The organism is Acinetobacter sp. UBA2063 (assembly GCF_002333245.1).
Classification (GTDB): Bacteria; Pseudomonadota; Gammaproteobacteria; order Pseudomonadales; family Moraxellaceae; genus Acinetobacter; species Acinetobacter parvus.
In genome coordinates, this window is record NZ_DDAH01000158.1 from 1 (window position 1) to 17,697 (window position 17,697).

Annotated in this window: 18 protein-coding genes; 5 read left to right on the top strand and 13 right to left on the bottom strand. The window is 45.3% G+C overall.

Translation table 11 applies throughout. The features are described from left to right. The first annotated feature begins 17 nt into the window (after positions 1-17). From B4H32_RS07285 to secF, 5 genes are all read left to right on the top strand, one after another. On the top strand, positions 18-548 hold the full coding sequence (locus B4H32_RS07285) for a LemA family protein (protein ID WP_286801123.1): 531 nt from the start codon (positions 18-20) through the stop codon (positions 546-548). Positions 549-934: 386 nt separating this feature from the next. Beyond that, positions 935-2,065 (top strand): tRNA guanosine(34) transglycosylase Tgt, encoded by a 1,131-nt coding sequence (gene tgt, locus B4H32_RS07290; protein ID WP_004757168.1) that lies wholly within the window; start codon positions 935-937, stop codon positions 2,063-2,065. A 109-nt stretch (positions 2,066-2,174) separates the two neighbouring features. Next, complete coding sequence (yajC, locus tag B4H32_RS07295) at positions 2,175-2,504, top strand: preprotein translocase subunit YajC (RefSeq protein WP_004675516.1); 330 nt, start codon at positions 2,175-2,177, stop codon at positions 2,502-2,504. Between the two features lie 51 nt (positions 2,505-2,555). After that, complete coding sequence (secD, locus tag B4H32_RS07300) at positions 2,556-4,457, top strand: protein translocase subunit SecD (RefSeq protein WP_286801109.1); 1,902 nt, start codon at positions 2,556-2,558, stop codon at positions 4,455-4,457. A gap of 10 nt (positions 4,458-4,467) precedes the next feature. Beyond that, complete coding sequence (gene secF / locus B4H32_RS07305; protein WP_004683171.1) at positions 4,468-5,436, top strand: protein translocase subunit SecF; 969 nt, start codon at positions 4,468-4,470, stop codon at positions 5,434-5,436. Positions 5,437-5,489: 53 nt separating this feature from the next. On the opposite strand, the gene B4H32_RS07310 is transcribed toward secF, so the two are convergent. The 13 genes from B4H32_RS07310 to B4H32_RS07370 all read right to left on the bottom strand — a co-directional run. Continuing rightward, positions 5,490-6,137, bottom strand: a complete 648-nt coding sequence (locus tag B4H32_RS07310) for a 4'-phosphopantetheinyl transferase family protein (protein ID WP_004683172.1) — start codon at positions 6,135-6,137, stop codon at positions 5,490-5,492. A 64-nt stretch (positions 6,138-6,201) separates the two neighbouring features. Beyond that, positions 6,202-7,611, bottom strand: a complete 1,410-nt coding sequence (gene der / locus B4H32_RS07315) for a ribosome biogenesis GTPase Der (RefSeq protein WP_004757160.1) — start codon at positions 7,609-7,611, stop codon at positions 6,202-6,204. 175 nt (positions 7,612-7,786) lie between these two features. Then, positions 7,787-8,929 carry an outer membrane protein assembly factor BamB gene (bamB, locus tag B4H32_RS07320; RefSeq protein ID WP_004757158.1) on the bottom strand — a complete coding sequence of 381 codons (1,143 nt, stop codon included), beginning with the start codon at positions 8,927-8,929 and terminating at the stop codon, positions 7,787-7,789. Then, positions 8,929-9,627: a YfgM family protein gene (locus B4H32_RS07325; RefSeq protein WP_286801112.1), complete on the bottom strand. Its 699-nt coding sequence runs from the start codon at positions 9,625-9,627 to the stop codon at positions 8,929-8,931. Before B4H32_RS07325 ends, bamB begins: the two co-directional genes overlap by 1 nt. 31 nt (positions 9,628-9,658) lie before the next feature. Further along, a complete protein-coding gene (gene hisS / locus B4H32_RS07330) occupies positions 9,659-10,951 on the bottom strand; it encodes a histidine--tRNA ligase (protein WP_286801114.1) in 1,293 nt (430 codons plus the stop codon). 7 nt (positions 10,952-10,958) lie between these two features. Then, a complete protein-coding gene (gene ispG, locus B4H32_RS07335) occupies positions 10,959-12,074 on the bottom strand; it encodes a flavodoxin-dependent (E)-4-hydroxy-3-methylbut-2-enyl-diphosphate synthase (RefSeq protein ID WP_286801115.1) in 1,116 nt (371 codons plus the stop codon). Positions 12,075-12,096: 22 nt separating this feature from the next. Beyond that, positions 12,097-12,888 carry a helix-turn-helix domain-containing protein gene (locus tag B4H32_RS07340; RefSeq protein ID WP_004675501.1) on the bottom strand — a complete coding sequence of 264 codons (792 nt, stop codon included), beginning with the start codon at positions 12,886-12,888 and terminating at the stop codon, positions 12,097-12,099. Next, complete coding sequence (gene pilW, locus B4H32_RS07345; protein WP_004675500.1) at positions 12,879-13,679, bottom strand: type IV pilus biogenesis/stability protein PilW; 801 nt, start codon at positions 13,677-13,679, stop codon at positions 12,879-12,881. Before pilW ends, B4H32_RS07340 begins: the two co-directional genes overlap by 10 nt. A gap of 17 nt (positions 13,680-13,696) precedes the next feature. Continuing rightward, the gene (gene rlmN, locus B4H32_RS07350; RefSeq protein WP_004683183.1) at positions 13,697-14,932 is read right to left on the bottom strand and encodes a 23S rRNA (adenine(2503)-C(2))-methyltransferase RlmN; all 1,236 of its coding nucleotides are present in this window, start codon (positions 14,930-14,932) and stop codon (positions 13,697-13,699) included. A 122-nt stretch (positions 14,933-15,054) separates the two neighbouring features. Continuing rightward, positions 15,055-15,486 (bottom strand): nucleoside-diphosphate kinase, encoded by a 432-nt coding sequence (gene ndk, locus B4H32_RS07355; RefSeq protein WP_004683185.1) that lies wholly within the window; start codon positions 15,484-15,486, stop codon positions 15,055-15,057. 112 nt (positions 15,487-15,598) lie between these two features. Then, positions 15,599-15,799: a Fe-S cluster assembly protein IscX gene (iscX, locus tag B4H32_RS07360; protein WP_004652532.1), complete on the bottom strand. Its 201-nt coding sequence runs from the start codon at positions 15,797-15,799 to the stop codon at positions 15,599-15,601. A gap of 105 nt (positions 15,800-15,904) precedes the next feature. Further along, positions 15,905-16,456 (bottom strand): phosphatase PAP2 family protein, encoded by a 552-nt coding sequence (locus B4H32_RS07365; protein WP_004675495.1) that lies wholly within the window; start codon positions 16,454-16,456, stop codon positions 15,905-15,907. Between the two features lie 27 nt (positions 16,457-16,483). Further along, positions 16,484-17,697, bottom strand: a 1,214-nt coding sequence (locus B4H32_RS07370; RefSeq protein ID WP_286801119.1) for a glycosyltransferase family 4 protein, incomplete at its 5' end; no start/stop codon positions are given.

The following is a 17,697-nucleotide window of genomic DNA, read 5'->3' on the forward strand; positions in this document are numbered from 1 at the left end:
CGCTCTTCCGATCTGTACTGATTGTATGGGGCGTTTCCATCCGCAACAATATTGTCCGTTATTTCAATGCCACCAAACGCGCTTGGTCTGAAGTTGCAAATTTTGAACGTCAAAAAGTCAAAACGCTAGAAGCCTTAGAGGTAACGCTGGCCCAATACACCCAGTTTGAAAAATCGACACTAGAAAAAGTCACTGAACTACGTCAACAGATTCTCAATTTAAATGTGAATGACACGGATATTTCCCAGTTACAGCACATTGAAAAAATGAGTAAAGAACTGATCCGTAGCCTCAATGTCGTGGTTGAGAACTACCCTGAACTCAAAGCCGATGCGCTGTATAGCAAGATGATGGATGACATTCAGGAACAAAATGAAAATGTCGGTGCTGCCATTACCATCTTTAACCGTAACGTAGAATTATTTAATAACCAGATCGAGGTGTTCCCCAACAACCTGATCAATACCCTAACCTTATCCAAGAAAACCATTCGCCCGTTTAAGGATAATCTTGCGACAGATAATTTCGACTATAAGCCGAATTTTTAGAATTCCCCTCAGTCCCCCTTTTTCAAAGCAGGATCATCAAGTTCTAATTTTACCCCCTCTAGATCTCCCCCTTATCAGGGGGAGACTTCTCAATAATCCTATAAAGAATTGATTTAAATGGTGTTTCTCCACCTTTTCAAGGGGGAGGCTAGGAGGGGGTTACAGATTGTAGATACCTATGCTTTTTCAAAGGGGGGACTTTTCCACACATCACCAACCAATATTCAGCCACTTCATACAGAAAACTTTTTTATTTTATCCCTCGCTACATTTAGTAGTAGAACTACACGCCATAATCAAGGAAAATAGCCGCTTTTGATCAGCGAACTGTTTTTTCGCCTTGCGCTGCGCTCAAAGCAGTGCTTCGATCTTGCTCAGGATGTGTCATGAAATTTGAAAAATTAGGTCAGTCGGGGCGCGCCCGTCGTGGTCGATTAACGTTAGAGCATGGTGTGGTTGAAACACCTGTGTTTATGCCCGTGGGTACTTACGGTACAGTGAAAGGTATGTTACCTCGTGACATTGAAGAAATTCAGGCACAGATTATTTTGGGAAATACTTTCCATTTATATTTACGTCCTGGCTTGGAAGTGATTAAGGAGCATGGCGGTCTACATCAGTTTATCAAATGGGATAAACCAATTTTGACCGACTCAGGTGGCTTTCAGGTGTTTAGCCTCGGTGCAATGCGTAAAATCAAGGAAGAGGGCGTGACTTTCCGCTCGCCTATCGACGGTTCGAAAGTGTTCCTGTCTCCTGAAATTTCAATGGAGATTCAAAGTGTACTCAATTCAGACATCGTGATGATCTTTGATGAGTGTACACCCTACCCTGCAACCCATGAAGAAGCGCAAAAATCTCTGCAACTGTCTTTGCGTTGGGCAAAACGTTGTAAAACCCACCATCATGATGAACTCAACAATAAAAATGCCTTATTCGGCATTATTCAGGGTGGCATGTACGAAGACCTGCGTGATGAGTCACTCAACGGCCTGTTAGAGGTTGGCTTTGATGGCTATGCAATTGGCGGCCTGTCGGTGGGTGAACCGAAAGAGGAAATGATCAAGGTACTGGATTATTTACCCAACAAAATGCCACAGGATAAACCACGTTATTTGATGGGTGTTGGTAAACCAGAAGACATCGTTGAAGCCGTTCGCCGTGGTGTCGATATGTTCGACTGCGTGATGCCAACTCGTAATGCCCGTAATGGCCATTATTTTGTCACTGATGGTCTGGTCAGAATCCGTAACAGTAAATATCGTCATGATAAAGGACCTTTAGATCCACATTGTGACTGCTACACTTGTAAAAATTTCACCCGTGCCTATTTATATCATTTAGAGAAATGTGGTGAGATGCTGGCCTCCATGCTTGGCACCATCCATAACCTGCGTTACTACCAGCGCCTGACACAGGGCATGCGTGATGCACTGGATAACGGCACATTTGATGACTATGTTCAGGACTTTTATGCGCGTCGTGGACTGGAAGTTCCACCCTGCCCTGAAGACTAATGTGAAGTAAGTGCATCAAGATTTGCGCCTGACCGCAAGACAGGGTACATTGCAAAACGAATTGGAATTTATTGTTAATTTTTTGGCTTTTTAACTTTAGGAAATCGAAATGAGCTTTTTAATTTCTACTGCTCACGCTGCACCAGCGGCCCAGCAAGGTCCTAGCCTGATGGCAAACTTATTGATGATTGCGGTATTTATCGCGATCTTCTATTTCCTGATCTGGAGACCACAGGCGAAACGTGCCAAAGAACATCGTTCTTTGATTGAAAGCCTAGGTGTTGGCAGTGAAATCGTGTTTGCTGGTGGTTTGATGGGGAGAATCACCAAACTTGATGGTGACTTTGCCGTTGTTGAGCTTTCTCGTGGCGTAGAGGTCAAAATCCAGCGTGCCAGTGTCATTTCAGTATTGCCTGAAGGCACTTTAAACAACCTTTAATCATAAGATCGTCGTGCCTCAGCACGACTTTTTCATTTAAGAAGAAAGCGAATGCGTTACCCTGCATGGAAATATTTACTGATCCTTGTGGTACTTGTGATCAGTACGTTATATGCACTTCCTAGTCTGTATCCAGATGAACCTGCTGTCCAGATTTCTGGGGCAAAGGCAGGTACCCAGATTGATCAGAGCATAGTGCAAAAAGCTGAGCAGATTTTAAAAGCTGCCAACATTAGCAGTCACGACAACAGCTTCACCAACAACGCGGCATTATTACGTTTAGACTCCTCAGAGGCCCAGTTAAAGGCCAAGGAAGTGCTGCGCCGTGATTTGGGTGATGACTACGTGGTTGCCCTCAACCTTGCACCAACCACACCAGAATGGTTGCAAAAGATTGGGGCCAAACCGATGAAACTTGGTTTGGACTTGCGTGGTGGTGTACATTTCCTGCTTGAAGTCGACATGGATAAAGCAATTAGTCAGCGTATGGAAACATCTGCAACTGATCTGCGTCGTCAATTTCGTGACAACAAAATCAAGTTTAACAACCTTAATTTAAGCAATAACACCATTACCATCCAATTTGCTAACAACGCAGATCGTGATGCCGCGGCAGATTTCCTGCGCCGTAATAGTAATGAGTTTACCCAGCAGGCGGTTGCAACGGCTACAGGCGCCACCTTAAAACTGAATTACACTGATGCACGCCGTCAGGAAATCCAGTCTTATGCAGTGAATCAGAACCTGACCACCCTACGCAACCGTATTAACGAGTTGGGTGTGGCTGAAGCACTGGTACAGACACAGGGTAACAACCGTATTGTGGTTGAATTGCCAGGCGTACAGGATACTGCCGAGGCAAAACGTGTTCTTGGACGTACCGCAAACCTTGAGTTCCGCTTGGTTGCTGATAGTAATGATCAATATATTGACCCATATACAGGAAAATATAATGGTCAGCCGCTTCCTCCAGGCACGGAAGTATTTGCCTATGAATCACTGGATAGTGGCCGACAGCTTCTGTTAAATCGTAACCGTATTTTGACCGGTGAACGCGTCCAGAACGCAAGCTCTGGCTTTAGTCAGGATTCAGGTGGTGCAGAAGTCAACATTACTCTGGACTCCGCTGGTGGCAAGCTCATGGCAGATGCCACCCGTGGTGCTGTGGGTAAACGAATGGCAGTGCTGTTTATTGAAAATAAGCAAAAAATCAGCTATGTCACTGATCCTCAAACAGGGACCCAAACTGAAGTTCGTACTCCATATACCGAGTCTGTGGTGATCAATGCCGCAACCATTCAGGCCGTGTTGGGTTCACAGTTCCGTATCACAGGGCTTGACTCTCCACAGGAAGCGGCTGAACTGGCGTTGATGCTTCGTGCAGGTGCCTTGGCTGCACCAATGTACTTCGTGGAAGAGCGTGTAGTCGGTCCTAGCCTGGGTCAGGAAAATATTGATAAGGGCGTGTTATCTACCCAAATCGGCTTCCTGTTGGTTGCGATCTGGATGATCGTGTTCTTCCGTTTATTCGGTTTGATTGCCAACTTTGCATTGGTGTTCAACCTTGCCATGATTCTTACTGTAATGTCATGGATTGGCGCTTCCCTCACCCTGCCAGGTATTGCAGGTATCGTGATCACCATTGGTATGGCGGTCGATGCCAACGTCCTGATCTGTGAACGGATACGGGAAGAGATGCTGTGGGGTGCATCGCCCAAGCAAGCCATTGTCGCGGGTTATGATCGAGCCTACAACACCATTTTTGACTCGAACCTAACCACTTTTATCGTGGCATTTATTCTGTTTGCAATTGGTACAGGTCCAATCAAGGGCTTCGCTGTGACCTTGATGATCGGTATCATCTGCTCAATGTTTACTGCGATTACCGTGACTCGTGCCATCGTACAGCTCATTTATGGCAAACGCCGTAATTTGAAAAAGTTGAGTATTTAAGGAGATTCACATGACTGATCTGACTCAACAAGACTCAAAACAATACGGTCGTCCAGATAATCTAAAAATCATTCCATTCATGAAGATTGCCAAACCTGCCGCAATCTTCTCGATTTTGCTGACTATTGCCAGCATCTTCTTTATTGTCACCAAAGGCCTGAACCTCGGTCTGGACTTCACTGGTGGTATATCGGCTGAATTGAACTATAAACAGGCGGTTCAGCCTGCTCAGGTAGTTCAGGCACTGGATCGTGCTGGATTCAAGGATGCCGTGGTACAAACTCTGGGCAGTAACACTGACCTGATCGTGCGTATGCCTGTTCAGGAAGACCTTAATGTTGAAGACCTGAACAACACCATCACCAAAGCGGTTCAATTGCCAAACAATGCCGCAGAAGTGCATAAGGTGGATTCTGTCGGCGGTGCAGTGGGTAATGAACTTTATGTACGTTCTGCGGGTGCGGTTGCACTTGCGCTCCTGCTGATGCTGATCTATGTAACCATTCGCTTCGAGATCAAACTGGCAATTGGCGCTGTGCTGTCGCTATTCCATGATATTGTGATCATTTTTGGTGCATTTGCGCTGTTCCAATGGCCATTCGATTTAACAGTTCTAGCAGCAGTACTTGCAGTTATTGGTTTCTCGCTCAATGATAATATCGTTGTATCGGATCGTATCCGTGAGAACTTCCGTAAGATTCGTGGTGCAACCCCACGTGAAATCGTGGATATTGCCCTTACTGAAACCTTACGCCGTACGATCCACACCTCGATGACCCTGTTACTCGTAGTGCTTGCCATGATGTTCCTGGGTGGTGATGGTCTGCACTGGTTCTCTGTGGCGATGTTTATCGGTGTATTTGTGGGTACTTACTCATCCATTTATATCGGTACAGCTTTCGCTTTATGGCGTGGCCTGAATCGTCAGGACTTTATTGTCCAGGTTAAACCTGAGTTTGAAGAAGAAGAGATTCCTTAAACTTTCTACTTCTCTTGATTCAAATAAAATGCCAGCATGATCGCTGGCATTTTTTATAGCTGAACCACCTCAATCTGTGGAAACTGAAAACCACGACAGGATTGCTCTGCCCGCCATGCCACTGTCAACACAATCTTCTGATTTAAGATAAAATTCTGATAGGCAAAAGTCCCCAGTAGTGGATGGGAACACATTCCTCCATGACTGGTTGGATGAATCTGGGTATTTAAACTATTCAGGTCCAAACGAATCCCCAAACCCGATGCCTTTAAAATTGCTTCCTTGGTCGTCCAGACCCTAAACCAATATTCTTTATCCTGACTTTCTTGCCATGTTTGATATTCTTCGGGATGAAATGCATGCTGAGCCAAAGCATCAAAGCGAACATGACGATCCAATTCCTCAACATCGACCCCAATGTCTTTAACACGTTCACTCATGGCCAAAGCATAATATTGCTGACTATGTGAATGGTTAAAATGTAGCGAATGAGACGTTAAAAAAGGTTTGCCATGTTCATGCTGAGCAAAAGCCAAATCTGCTATTGAGCAATCCAGCTGATGAGCGAGAAAGTGATTACGCTGAGCTTGAATCTGCTGTTTTTTATAATGATTAAAGCGGCTTAAATCAGCAAAATCTGTTTTCTTCTTTTCAAGTAGTTGAGCCAAGGCCTGAACATAAATCTGGATGATGCGTGCCATAACTGCCCTCATTGCAATAAAAAAGCCCAAAGTCTGCTTTGGGCTTTTGACATCAAGAAAAAACTTAACGCTTGAATTTCTTTTCCGCCTTTTTAAATTTCTGGATATAACGACGTTTACGTGCGGCAACACGCTCATCCACTTGAGACTTACGCCCTTCAAATGGGTTTTCTGAGGTCTTAAAGTCAATTTTTACAGGTGTACCCTCAAGCTTATACACTTTACGGAACACGTTCTCTAAATAACGACGGTAATCCGCAGGGGTTTTATCGACCTTGTTGCCATGAATCACGATGGTTGGTGGATTTTGTCCGCCCATATGCGCATAACGCATTTTAATACGGCGACCACCAATGGATGGCGGTTGATGCGCCTCGGTGGCATCATTTAAAATCTGGGTCAGTTTTGCTGGTGAAACTTTTAAGTTTGACGATTCATAAGCACGGTGAATAGATGGATATAATTCTCCCACCCCAGTTCCATGCAATGCAGAAATCAAGTGGATTTTTGCCCAGGGAATAAAGTCAAAACGGCGTTCAACATCAAGCTTGCATTGCTTACGGTCATACTCGCTCATGTTGTCCCACTTGTTGATGGCAATGACCATGGCACGACCCGCTTCAAGCGCATAACCAATTAGATGCAGGTCTTGCTCTACAATCCCCTCACGGGCATCAACCACCACAACCACCACATTGGCATCTTTCATGGCCTGAAGGGTCTTAACGATTGAGAACTTCTCAATCATTTCATCGACCTTACCTTTACGACGCACACCTGCGGTATCAATCAGGGTATATTGGCGGCCATCACGCTCAAATGGAATATAAATCGAGTCACGTGTTGTTCCAGGCTGGTCAAAAGCCACCACACGCTCTTCACCGAGTAAACGGTTAACCAGCGTTGATTTCCCCACATTGGGACGGCCAATGATTGCTAAACGCAAGCCCGTGTTTTTATTGTGTTCTTCTGGATTTTCATCTTCTGGGACTTCCGCCAGCACCTCTTCCAGCATTTGCTGCACACCACGACCATGACTGGCTGCAACCTGTATCGGTTCACCCATACCGAGCTTATAAAACTCCACCAAGGCTGCTTCCGCATGTACACCATCGACCTTGTTGGCAACGAGGTAGACTTTCTTGCCAAGGGTACGCAACTCACGCGCAATTTGCTCATCTGAAGCCAATAAGCCAGCGCGGGCATCCACAACAAAAATAATGATATCGGCTTCATGGATGGCAGTTTTTGACTGCTCCGCCATATAGGTGTCGATACCCCCCTCATTCTCACCGATACCACCTGTATCGACCACAATGAACGATTTGTTCTGATAAACCGCATCACCGTATTTGCGGTCACGGGTTAAACCAGCGAAGTCAGCAACCAAAGCATCACGACTTTTGGTGATTTGGTTAAATAGCGTTGATTTTCCGACGTTTGGACGACCAATGAGCGCAATAACGGGTTTCATAAACTAACCTTAATTCAGACGAGCCATCTTGATGACATCGTATCAGAAACAGTATGGAAGATTTTGGTGATCAAGTAATCACAATAAAAATTCGGGGCTTTGATAATCAAATACCCCGATCAATGTTCTGTTTAGCAATCGCTAATTGATTATTTTAGCACAAGCAGAGCTAAAATTAACGATTCTGCCAAATGCTTAATGCACCTTTCCGCGTAGCAACATAAAGCTGGTTATCAATCACGCGTAGTGACTGCACTTCACCACTGGTTTTGGCACGCCCAACCAGTTTACCCGAAGCAGGATCAAGCAGATGGATCACACCATCCATATCACCCACCACAAGGCTCTGCCCCAACATGACAGGGTTACTGAGCTGACGGTTCAGCAACTCCTCATTTTGCCAAGCCAACTGACCTGTGCTCAGGCTATAGGCATTCAGCTTACCATCCACCGTAGAAACAAATACCTTATCACCCGATACTTCTGGGCGGTTGGTACTACTGGCATCTTCACTCCACACCACACGCTGTGTGGTCAGATCGGTGACTGTAACCTGTCCTTGAAAACTGGTGGTGACCAGATACTGCCCCGCAACTACAGGATCGCCTACAATGTCAATCAGGCGCTGGATGTCTGAACGTCCTTCACTGATCGCAACACGGCGCTGGAAACGCGGCACACCACTAATGACATCCAATGCATATACATAGGCATTCGCTGATGCGACCAAAATAGTACGGTCATCCAAACGTACAGGTGCAGGCTGACCACGTAGGCTAAACTGGACGTTTGGCAATTTATAGGCCCACACTTGCTGTCCAGTAACAGCATCATGCGCAAATACAGTACCGTCATTTGCAATCGTAATAACTCGTCCCGATTGAATGAGAGAAGGAGACAAAATCGCACCAGATAATTTGGCAGACCATTTTTGGCTACCAGTAGCCTGATCTAAAGCAAACAACTGTCCCTTACGGTTGCCCACCACAACAATTCCCTCAGCTGCTTCTACACCAGCAGTGAGTTCCTGTTTGGTAATCTTGCTTTTCCAGAGTTGTTCCTTGCCCTTATAGGCAGAAACCTGACCATCAGGATCAATCGCAAAAATCATGCCATTGTCGGTATCCAACTGTAGGCGTAAAGCCTCAGCCGCATTTGTAGATGAAACACTTTGCGAAAACACAAGGTTCAAGCCTTGTTGTTGCTGAATTTTCGGCAATGGATTTGGTTTGGCCTCTTTAACCTTATTACTTGAACATCCAAGCAATAAAGCTGAAGCAACTGCAATGGCCAAAGGTAGTTTTAGTTTATTCTGCATTAAGACTCATCCACTTTGGTATCTAAGATCGGGCGCTCAATTTCAGGATCATCTACTAAAACGCCAACACTTTCGAGTTTAATTTGTAAAAGCTGACGCTCCTGTTTACGCTCAAGCAGGTTATCCCAGGCACTTTGATACGCCTTACGCGCGGATGCATTGTCTTTTTTCGCAACATAGATATCGCCACGCAACTCATCTGCGGTTGCTTTAAACGCTGGTTCAGTCACGGTTGATAAGGTTTTCAAAGCATCGTCATATTTCTTTTGTGCTAATTGTGAATCCGCTAAACGTATTTTTACAATCCGCACCAAACCCGCATCTTTGACTTTCGAGTTTTCAACTTTCTTTAATGCTTTTTCAGCTGCAGCGTAGTCTTGTTTATCATAAGCAAGTTTCGCCAGGATAAATTGAGTTTGAATCGCCTGCACAGAATCCGCATCATCCTTGACAATTTTGTCTGCCGCTTCAGAGACTGTTGCCAAGGCATTTGGCTGACCTGATACCGCTTTCGCCTCATCCATCAGCTTTTGCACCTTGGCGGTTTGATTCTGGGCTTCAGCCAAGTTTTTCTTTTGCCAGTATTCCCATCCGAAAAAGGCAATCAGGGCAATGAGAATTCCGCTAATCATGGCAGAACCATATTTTTTGGCAAACGACTTTATCTGGTCGAGTTGTTCTTCATCACTTAAACTCATGTGATTGTCCTTTTCCTAAATATTGTGCAATTTATTGTTTAAATTTTTCGACAAAAAATGGAGTCAGCTCAGTCAGGCTGACCTGTGACTGTTCAGCCGTGGCAAGCTCTTTCACCAAAAGCTGTTGTGATTCCCATTCACGCTCACCCAGAATTACGGCATAGACCGCACCTGACTGGTCTGCCTTTTTCATCTGGCTTTTCATGCTGCCCTGAGAACCAGTTTTTAGGCGAATATTGCTATTCGCAGCTTCCAACTGGTCACGGATTTGCTCTGCCAACACCAAAGCTTTTGCCTGATAAGCTGGTTCGGCTACCAGAAACACTTCACAGTCACGCACTTCTTTCGCCTGCTCGACCTGCTCAAGCAACAACAACAGGCGTTCCATCCCCATAGCAAAACCGACTGCTGGCACAGACTGATCTACCTTGCCTTTTAGCTGCCCAACTAGACCATCGTAACGGCCACCCGCACAAACCGTCCCCTGTGAACCCAACATGCTGGTGGTCCATTCAAAAACAGTCTTGTTGTAGTAGTCCAGACCACGAACCAGTTTCTGGTTAATCACAAACTCAACCCCAGCATCCGTTAAATACTGCTGCAATTGCTGAAAATGCTGGATGGAATCTTCTTTTAGGAAATCATGCAACTTTGGTGCATTTTCTAAAATCTTTTGTGTTGATTCAATTTTAGAGTCTAAAATACGTAATGGATTGGTACTTAAACGGCGTTGTGAATCCTCATCTAATGCATCTTTGTGCTGATTTAAAAACTCAACCAAAGCAGCACGATATTCCGCACGCTCATCCGTCTCACCTAAAGTATTGAGTTCTAGACGAACATTTGCTGCTACACCCATACGTTTCCATAGGCGAGCCGTCATTAAAATGATTTCTGCATCAATATCTGGCGTTGCCACACCAAAAGTTTCAACACCAAATTGATGGAACTGGCGATAGCGACCTTTTTGTGGCTTTTCATAGCGGAACATTGGGCCCACATACCAAACACGCGGTGTTGCGCCACGCAATAAATTATGTTCCAACATCGCACGCACACACCCAGCCGTACCTTCTGGACGCAAAGTCAGCGATTCAGGTGGAGTACCTTTATCAAAAAAGGTATACATTTCCTTTTCAACAATATCAGTTGCATCACCAATGGCACGTTTAAATAAACCTGTCTGCTCTACAATCGGCAACCTGATTTGTTGATAACCATAGGCATCCATCAAAGATGCGAGTTGTTGTTCCAGACTTCTCCATGCCGCGGTTTGCGTTGGAAGAATGTCATTAAAACCCTTGATAGCAACAATTGAACTCATGACCTACTCAAAAACTTGTGCGGATAATTTCTTTGGACTTAGCTTCTTCAAGCTCTTGAACACGTTGACGAACCATTGTTTCAATTTCATCAACCAACTGATTGGTGTCAATTAAATGACTTTTTTCACCATTACGATACACCAGCGAACGAGGTGCAGCACCCACAACACCAATATCCGCCTCTTTGGCTTCCCCAGGTCCATTGACCTTACAGCCAATCACAGAAACATCCATTGGGGTACGAATGTCTTCCAGACGCTCTTCCAAAGCCTGCATCACTTGAATCACATTAAATTCCTGACGTGAGCAGCTTGGGCAGGCGATAAAGTTAATACCATTTGAGCGTAAGCCCAACGATTTTAAAATATCAAAACCGATTTTAATTTCATCCTCAGGTTCAGCCGCGAGCGAAATACGCATAGTATCGCCAATGCCTTCCATCAATAAGCCACCTAAAGCAATCGCAGATTTTACCGTACCCGTACGGTAAATCCCTGCTTCAGTCACACCAAGATGCAGTGGATTATCAATCTGCTGGGACAGCAAACGATAAGCATCCATGGTTAAAAATACATTCGATGCCTTAACACTGACTTTAAACTCATGAAAGTCTAAACGATCAAGAATGTCGATATGACGCATGGCAGACTCAAGCAGGGCCTGTCCTGTCGGCTCACCATATTTGACCTGTAGGTCTTTTTCCAGTGATCCCGCATTCACCCCAATACGGATTGAGATGCCATGATGTTTGGCCGCAGCCACGACTTCACGGACTTTTTGGTCTGAACCAATGTTTCCTGGATTGATCCGTAGACAGTCTGCACCATAATCGGCAACAGCCAAGGCAATACGATGATCAAAGTGAATGTCCGCCACCAATGGTACAGAAACACGCTTACGGATGGCACCAAACGCCTCCGCCGCTTCCATTGAAGGCACAGAAATACGCATGATGTCGGCACCTGCATCGGCACAGCGCTGAATTTGCGCAACCGTTGCATCGACATCACAGGTTTCGGTATTGGTCATGCTTTGAATACTAATCGGGGCATCACCACCGACATACACCGAACCTACCCGAATTTTTCGAGTCAAACGGCGTTTAATGGGGTTCACAATCATCGTATAGCTCTACTCTTTGGCGTTAACGAGACAAACGGAAATCTGCTTTTCCATTGACAGTATATGGAGACAAGGAAATCTGTTCCTGATTTAAGGTCAAGGATACAGCGGTTGCATCATCTAAACGAATTTGGAATGGTGATTCACCACTCAAAGTTAATGTAGATGCTTGACGACCTGTAGCCAGCACTTTACCTGTTGCATCAACAATATGCACAGAGGTTGGTCGGCTAAAATTCAATACAAGCTGGTCACCCGTTGTTGCAACACTATTCCCCATTGGAAGAATCTCAACATCCGAGTTGGTGATTTTAGGCACATCCGCCTCATCTTTCTGGCTAGATGTCCAATTTTGTACAGCCATCACTGCCAACCAACCTAAGACTAAAACAGTAGCTAAAATAGCAATACGATTCAACCATTTACGGTTGCGCACACTTTTCGAACCAGCAAGCTTACCCATGGTCTTGATTGGTGAGTTACTCAGGGCATGATTTGCCTTGAGACCCGTGTCATTGACATAGATTTCATCAAAACGCTGGATGATGGCGCTGGCGTCCGCATTCAGGAATTTTGCGTAGGCACGGTAATATCCTTTGATAAACGTCGCCTCAGGCAATGACTTGTAGTCATCCTGCTCCAATGCAGTCAGAGTTTTGACAGGCATGTTCAATACGTTTGCAATCTCTTCAAGTTCTTTCTTTTGTGCAATACGAATTTGACGCAAATACTCACCAGGTCGTTGAATATTTCCCAACGATGACGAAAGTGAGTTTGAGCCAGTTGGCTGATGTGAATTTGGATTTATTTCCATACGGCCTCAGTACTGTACTGTAATTGCAAATAACGTTGATATTCTGGACTATCAGGAAACAAGGCGCGCATCTGGTTGACCAGCACCTGCATTCCCAACTGATCCGCATTGGCTCGAGCAATGCGTATACCAATCCAGAGTGCACGGGCACCCTGATTCTTCTGCCCCACATTACGAACATATTGTTCATAAAGCTGTGATGCATCTCTATTATTCTGCTGCAAATAGAAAATTTCCGCCAACTCTAACATGGAGATGGTGGCATTTCGATTCGCCTGTAGCGCCTGTTTGAATGATTTTTCAGCATTCGCAACATCGCCCAGTTTTAAATAGATCCGCCCCAGATTTTCCAGCGACTGATAACGCTGCTCATAGCCCAGGGTTGCACCCGCACGGGTAAATTGCTCAATGGCATCATTATAACGTTGCAGCTGGTACAAATATGTACCGTAATTATTACGGGCCTGTGCATTATTCGGCTCAGAGGAAATCGCACGCTTGAAATAGGCGTCCGCTTTCTCCATATTGGGTTTACTGCCCTCTTGTTGCAGCAATATGCCCATCATCATGTTGGCTTTTGCATCACGGGAATCGACTTTCAACGCCTGATCAAGGGAGCGTTTGGCTGAATCCAAGTCACCTGTACGAATATATTCTGCGGCGAGCTGTGTACGCACCTGCACCCCTTTTTCAGGGTCTTTTTTCAGTGTGTTTGATTGGCAGGCACCCAGGCCCAAGACAGTAAATACAATAGCACTTGCTATAATCGTTTTTGGTCGAGTTGTATTCAACACTTTACCCTCAAGTATTATCCTTGTGTGCGCAAAATTTCTTGTTGCTGCGCCACTTTCTTTTTCCACTGTTCGGCACGACGGGTACGGTCAGCCACCTGTCCCACCAATTGACCACAGGCAGCATCAATATCATCGCCACGTGTCTGACGAATCGTACACACAAAACCTGCATCAGACAAAGTTTTTTGGAATGCAATAATACGGTTTCGGCTTGAACGCCCATAAGGCGCATGCGGGAATGGATTAAATGGAATCAGATTGATTTTACTTGGCAGGTTTTTCAATAGTTTTAATAACTGCTGTGCATGTTCAGGCTGGTCATTGACCCCATCCAGCATCACATACTCAATGGTGACATGACGGCGAGCACTTTCGTTGCCATCTTTTGCCAGATAACGCTGACATGCAGCAATCAGTTGTTGTAATGGGTATTTTTTATTAATTGGCACCAGTTCATTACGCAACTCGTCATTTGGTGCATGCAGTGAAATCGCCAGTGCCACATCTATATCCTGCGCCAACTGGTCAATTTTCGGAACCACACCTGATGTTGACAGCGTCACTCGGCGCTTGGACATGCCATAGGCAAAGTCATCCAGCATCAACTGCATGGAGCTCAGGACAGCATCATAGTTGAGCAATGGCTCACCCATGCCCATCATCACAACATTGGTTACAGTACGTTCACGCTCAGCAACAGGCACATCTTCCATATAGGAATAGTTTGCCATCCAGAGCTGACCGATAATTTCCGCAGGGGTTAAATCACGCTGGAAACCTTGCTTGCCTGTAGAGCAGAATGAGCAATCCAGCGCACAACCAACTTGCGAAGAAATACACAGGGTCTTGCGTGCACCTGTTTTATCTTCAGCAGGAATCAGCACGGTTTCAACCAGGGAACCCTCGCCATCGCCAACACGGAACACCCACTTACGTGTACCGTCTTTGGAATAGTTGCGGTGCACCACTTCAGGTGCCTTGATCTCACAAATCTTTTCCAGTTTTTCACGCAGCTTGCCTGAGATATTGCTCATCTCAGCAAAATCAGTCACGAAATACTGGTGAATCCATTTCATTACCTGACCAGCACGAAACTTCTTTTCGCCCAGGTCTTCAAAGAATTTTTCCAGTTCAGGACGAGACATGCCCAATAGGTTCACTTTTGCAGCAGTAGCTTGAACCACAGGCGTAGCGCAGGACTGTTGTTTTTCATACAGATTTTCTGATGAAACTACGGCTACAGAACTCATGTGAATTTACCTAAAAGATGTCAACGCTAGAAAAGGCTGTGCATTATTTACACAAACCGATCTATAAGAAAATAAAAAACCAGATAAGCAGTATACCACTTATCTGGCCTGAATGCTTTGGATTAACGAGTGCGTGGGCAGATCTCGTTGTCAGCAAAGAAGTAAGCGATTTCACGCTCAGCAGAAGCAACTGAATCAGAACCGTGAGCCGCGTTTTCGTCGATGCTTACAGCAAAGTCAGCACGGATTGTGCCAGCAGCCGCTTCTTTAGGATTTGTAGCACCCAAGATTTCACGGTGAGCAAGAACTGCGTTTTCGCCTTCAAGAACTGAAACAACCACTGGACCAGAAGTCATGAATGCAACGAGGTCAGCAAAGAAACCACGTTCTTTGTGCTCAGCGTAGAAACCTTCAGCATCCGCTTGAGAAAGGTGTTTCATTTTAGTTGCAACAATTTTTAAGCCATTTTTTTCAAAACGGGCAAAAATGTCACCGATGTGGTTTTTTGCAACTGCATCTGGTTTTACGATTGATAAAGTACGTTCAATTGCCATGATTGGCTCCCTAATCTAGGTCTAAACATTAAAAAAATTTGCCGCATTATACCGATGTCAGCACCAATAATCAGCTTGAATCTGTAAAAGTTCGCTAATTTCTGATGAATTTTTATCGAACCTCATCCAGCCATGCCATTTGGATGGCTTCCAGCAAGCCCTCTGTTGACTTGTTTGGGTCATCACTAAAGTCAGGCAAGGCACAGACCCATGCGTGTAAATCGGTAAAACGAATCCATTGTGGATCAACATCTGGATGCGCTTCGGTGAGTTCAATCGCAATATCAATCGTATCTGTCCAACGTAAGCCCATGTGACAACCTGAGTGTAATGAATGTGATTTAGCCTACTTTAACAAATCAGCAGATTTAAGGGATAGTGCTGTTTCGGTAAATTCACCCAAAATTTACTGTGATATTTATAAAAGAATATTAAAGCTCGGTGCCAGCACGATGATTGTACTTGCAACCGATGCCCCAATGATCGCCCCCACAATCACATCACTTGGATAATGTAGCCCAAGAATCATTCGTGACAATGCAACCAGAATCGTAAATGGCAACATCAACAATAATAAGATGGGTTGAATATAGCCCAAGGTCATCGTAACCATCACCGCATGCAGGGTATGGCCTGATGGAAAGCTAAAATGGTCCAGTGGCCGTTCACCTAAAACAATGACTTGATGGACCTGGTAAGGTCTTGGACGTGTGGTTTTGTGTTTGAGGAATTTATAAATTAAGGTGCCTGCTGAACCTGCCACAATCAGGTACAGAATTTGTAGACCGTATGCCAACCCCTGCATGATCCATACGGACAGCAGCATCACATACCAAAAAGGTCCATCTCCCAAACGACTGATGGTTTTAAAAAACAGGGCAACTGCTTGCGTCTGGGAGAGATGATTGAGATATACGCAGCCTTTTAAATCGAGATCGAGCATTTTTATTTTTGCATTTTGAAATTTCATACTTTTTCTCCTCTTGTTGAGAATAGTTTAGGTAGAGGTCATGGGAGACTCCTTCAGCACCTGATAAAGTGCTTGTTCAAGTTGCTGTACAGGAAACTGCCAACTGCTGTGCTGTACGCTTTCACTGGCCAGCAAACCCATTTGCCGCAATTGAGGAAGCGCGGGTAAACGGCAAATGGACTGGATCAAGTCGGTTGTATGACCCAAAGGACTCAACCATCCTGTGATATTGTGTTTGACGTGCTGGTGTGCACAGACGTAGTCATAGGCAATCACGGGCAAACCACTGGCGATTGCCTCCAGCACCACGTTACCAAAGGTATCCGCCTGACTGGCAAAGGTAAAAACATCTGCGCTTGCGTAGGCTGTTGCCAACTCATGCCCACCAAGACTTCCCATAAAGATTACGTCTTTGGATGTGGTCATCTTGCTGAGTCGGATACGGTCAGGCCCATCACCCACAATCACAAACTTGATATTGACACCCTGCTGGACCTGCAAGGCATGGAAGCTTTTAATCAGCACATCAACTTCTTTTTCGGGTGATAAGCGCCCGACATACAGCATCACACGGGTATCAGCATCGACACACCATTGTTGGCGCAGTCGCTGGGAACGATGTTTGGGGGAGAACCGTACCGTATCGACACCACGGCCAACCACAACCAATGGACAAGTCACGCCAAAACCACGCAGTGCCTGTTCGGTATACTGGCTCGGTACACAGGTCACATCGGTACTGTTATGAAACCAGGTTAAGTAACGCTGGATGGGCTTAACCAGAAAGGCTAGGTCAAAGAAGCGGCTAAAATCCTGAAAAGGCGAATGAAAGCCACTAGACACCGCAATCTTCTTTGCTTTGGCTGCCTGTAATGCAGTGAGTCCTAAAGGCCCTTCAGTCACAATATGCACCACATCAGGTGAAAACTTTTCAAAAGCTTTGGTGACCTTTAGATATTGCGGCCAGCCAAATTGCAGGCTTGGATATTTTGGAATCGGTTGGGACAGCACCAGACACTCCTGTTCAGGATGAAATTCCGCACAGGTTTCTTTCTGAACTGGACGAACCAACAGGATTTTATGCCCAAGACGTTGCAAGCCCTGACATAACTGCATCATGGATAAAGCCACACCATTGATTTCTGGTGGCCATGTTTCAGTTACAATTGCGATTCTAAGACGTGGACGAACCAAATCCCGCAGTTCGGATCGTTCATAAGACTGATCTTTTTGCTGCTTCC

Excerpts from the sequence above, each read along its gene's own strand:
- yajC (WP_004675516.1), top strand. The coding sequence starts at position 2,175 with ATGAGCTTTTTAATTTCTACTGCTCACGCTGCACCAGCGGCCCAGCAA.
- B4H32_RS07325 (WP_286801112.1), bottom strand. The coding sequence starts at position 9,627 with ATGAGTTTAAGTGATGAAGAACAACTCGACCAGATAAAGTCGTTTGCC.
- der (WP_004757160.1), bottom strand. The coding sequence starts at position 7,611 with ATGAAACCCGTTATTGCGCTCATTGGTCGTCCAAACGTCGGAAAATCA.
- bamB (WP_004757158.1), bottom strand. The coding sequence starts at position 8,929 with ATGCAGAATAAACTAAAACTACCTTTGGCCATTGCAGTTGCTTCAGCT.
- B4H32_RS07310 (WP_004683172.1), bottom strand. The coding sequence starts at position 6,137 with ATGGCACGCATCATCCAGATTTATGTTCAGGCCTTGGCTCAACTACTT.
- rlmN (WP_004683183.1), bottom strand. The coding sequence starts at position 14,932 with ATGAGTTCTGTAGCCGTAGTTTCATCAGAAAATCTGTATGAAAAACAA.
- B4H32_RS07365 (WP_004675495.1), bottom strand. The coding sequence starts at position 16,456 with ATGAAATTTCAAAATGCAAAAATAAAAATGCTCGATCTCGATTTAAAA.
- B4H32_RS07340 (WP_004675501.1), bottom strand. The coding sequence starts at position 12,888 with ATGGAAATAAATCCAAATTCACATCAGCCAACTGGCTCAAACTCACTT.
- hisS (WP_286801114.1), bottom strand. The coding sequence starts at position 10,951 with ATGAGTTCAATTGTTGCTATCAAGGGTTTTAATGACATTCTTCCAACG.
- secD (WP_286801109.1), top strand. The coding sequence starts at position 2,556 with ATGCGTTACCCTGCATGGAAATATTTACTGATCCTTGTGGTACTTGTG.
- iscX (WP_004652532.1), bottom strand. The coding sequence starts at position 15,799 with ATGGGCTTACGTTGGACAGATACGATTGATATTGCGATTGAACTCACC.
- ispG (WP_286801115.1), bottom strand. The coding sequence starts at position 12,074 with ATGATTGTGAACCCCATTAAACGCCGTTTGACTCGAAAAATTCGGGTA.
- secF (WP_004683171.1), top strand. The coding sequence starts at position 4,468 with ATGACTGATCTGACTCAACAAGACTCAAAACAATACGGTCGTCCAGAT.
- ndk (WP_004683185.1), bottom strand. The coding sequence starts at position 15,486 with ATGGCAATTGAACGTACTTTATCAATCGTAAAACCAGATGCAGTTGCA.
- tgt (WP_004757168.1), top strand. The coding sequence starts at position 935 with ATGAAATTTGAAAAATTAGGTCAGTCGGGGCGCGCCCGTCGTGGTCGA.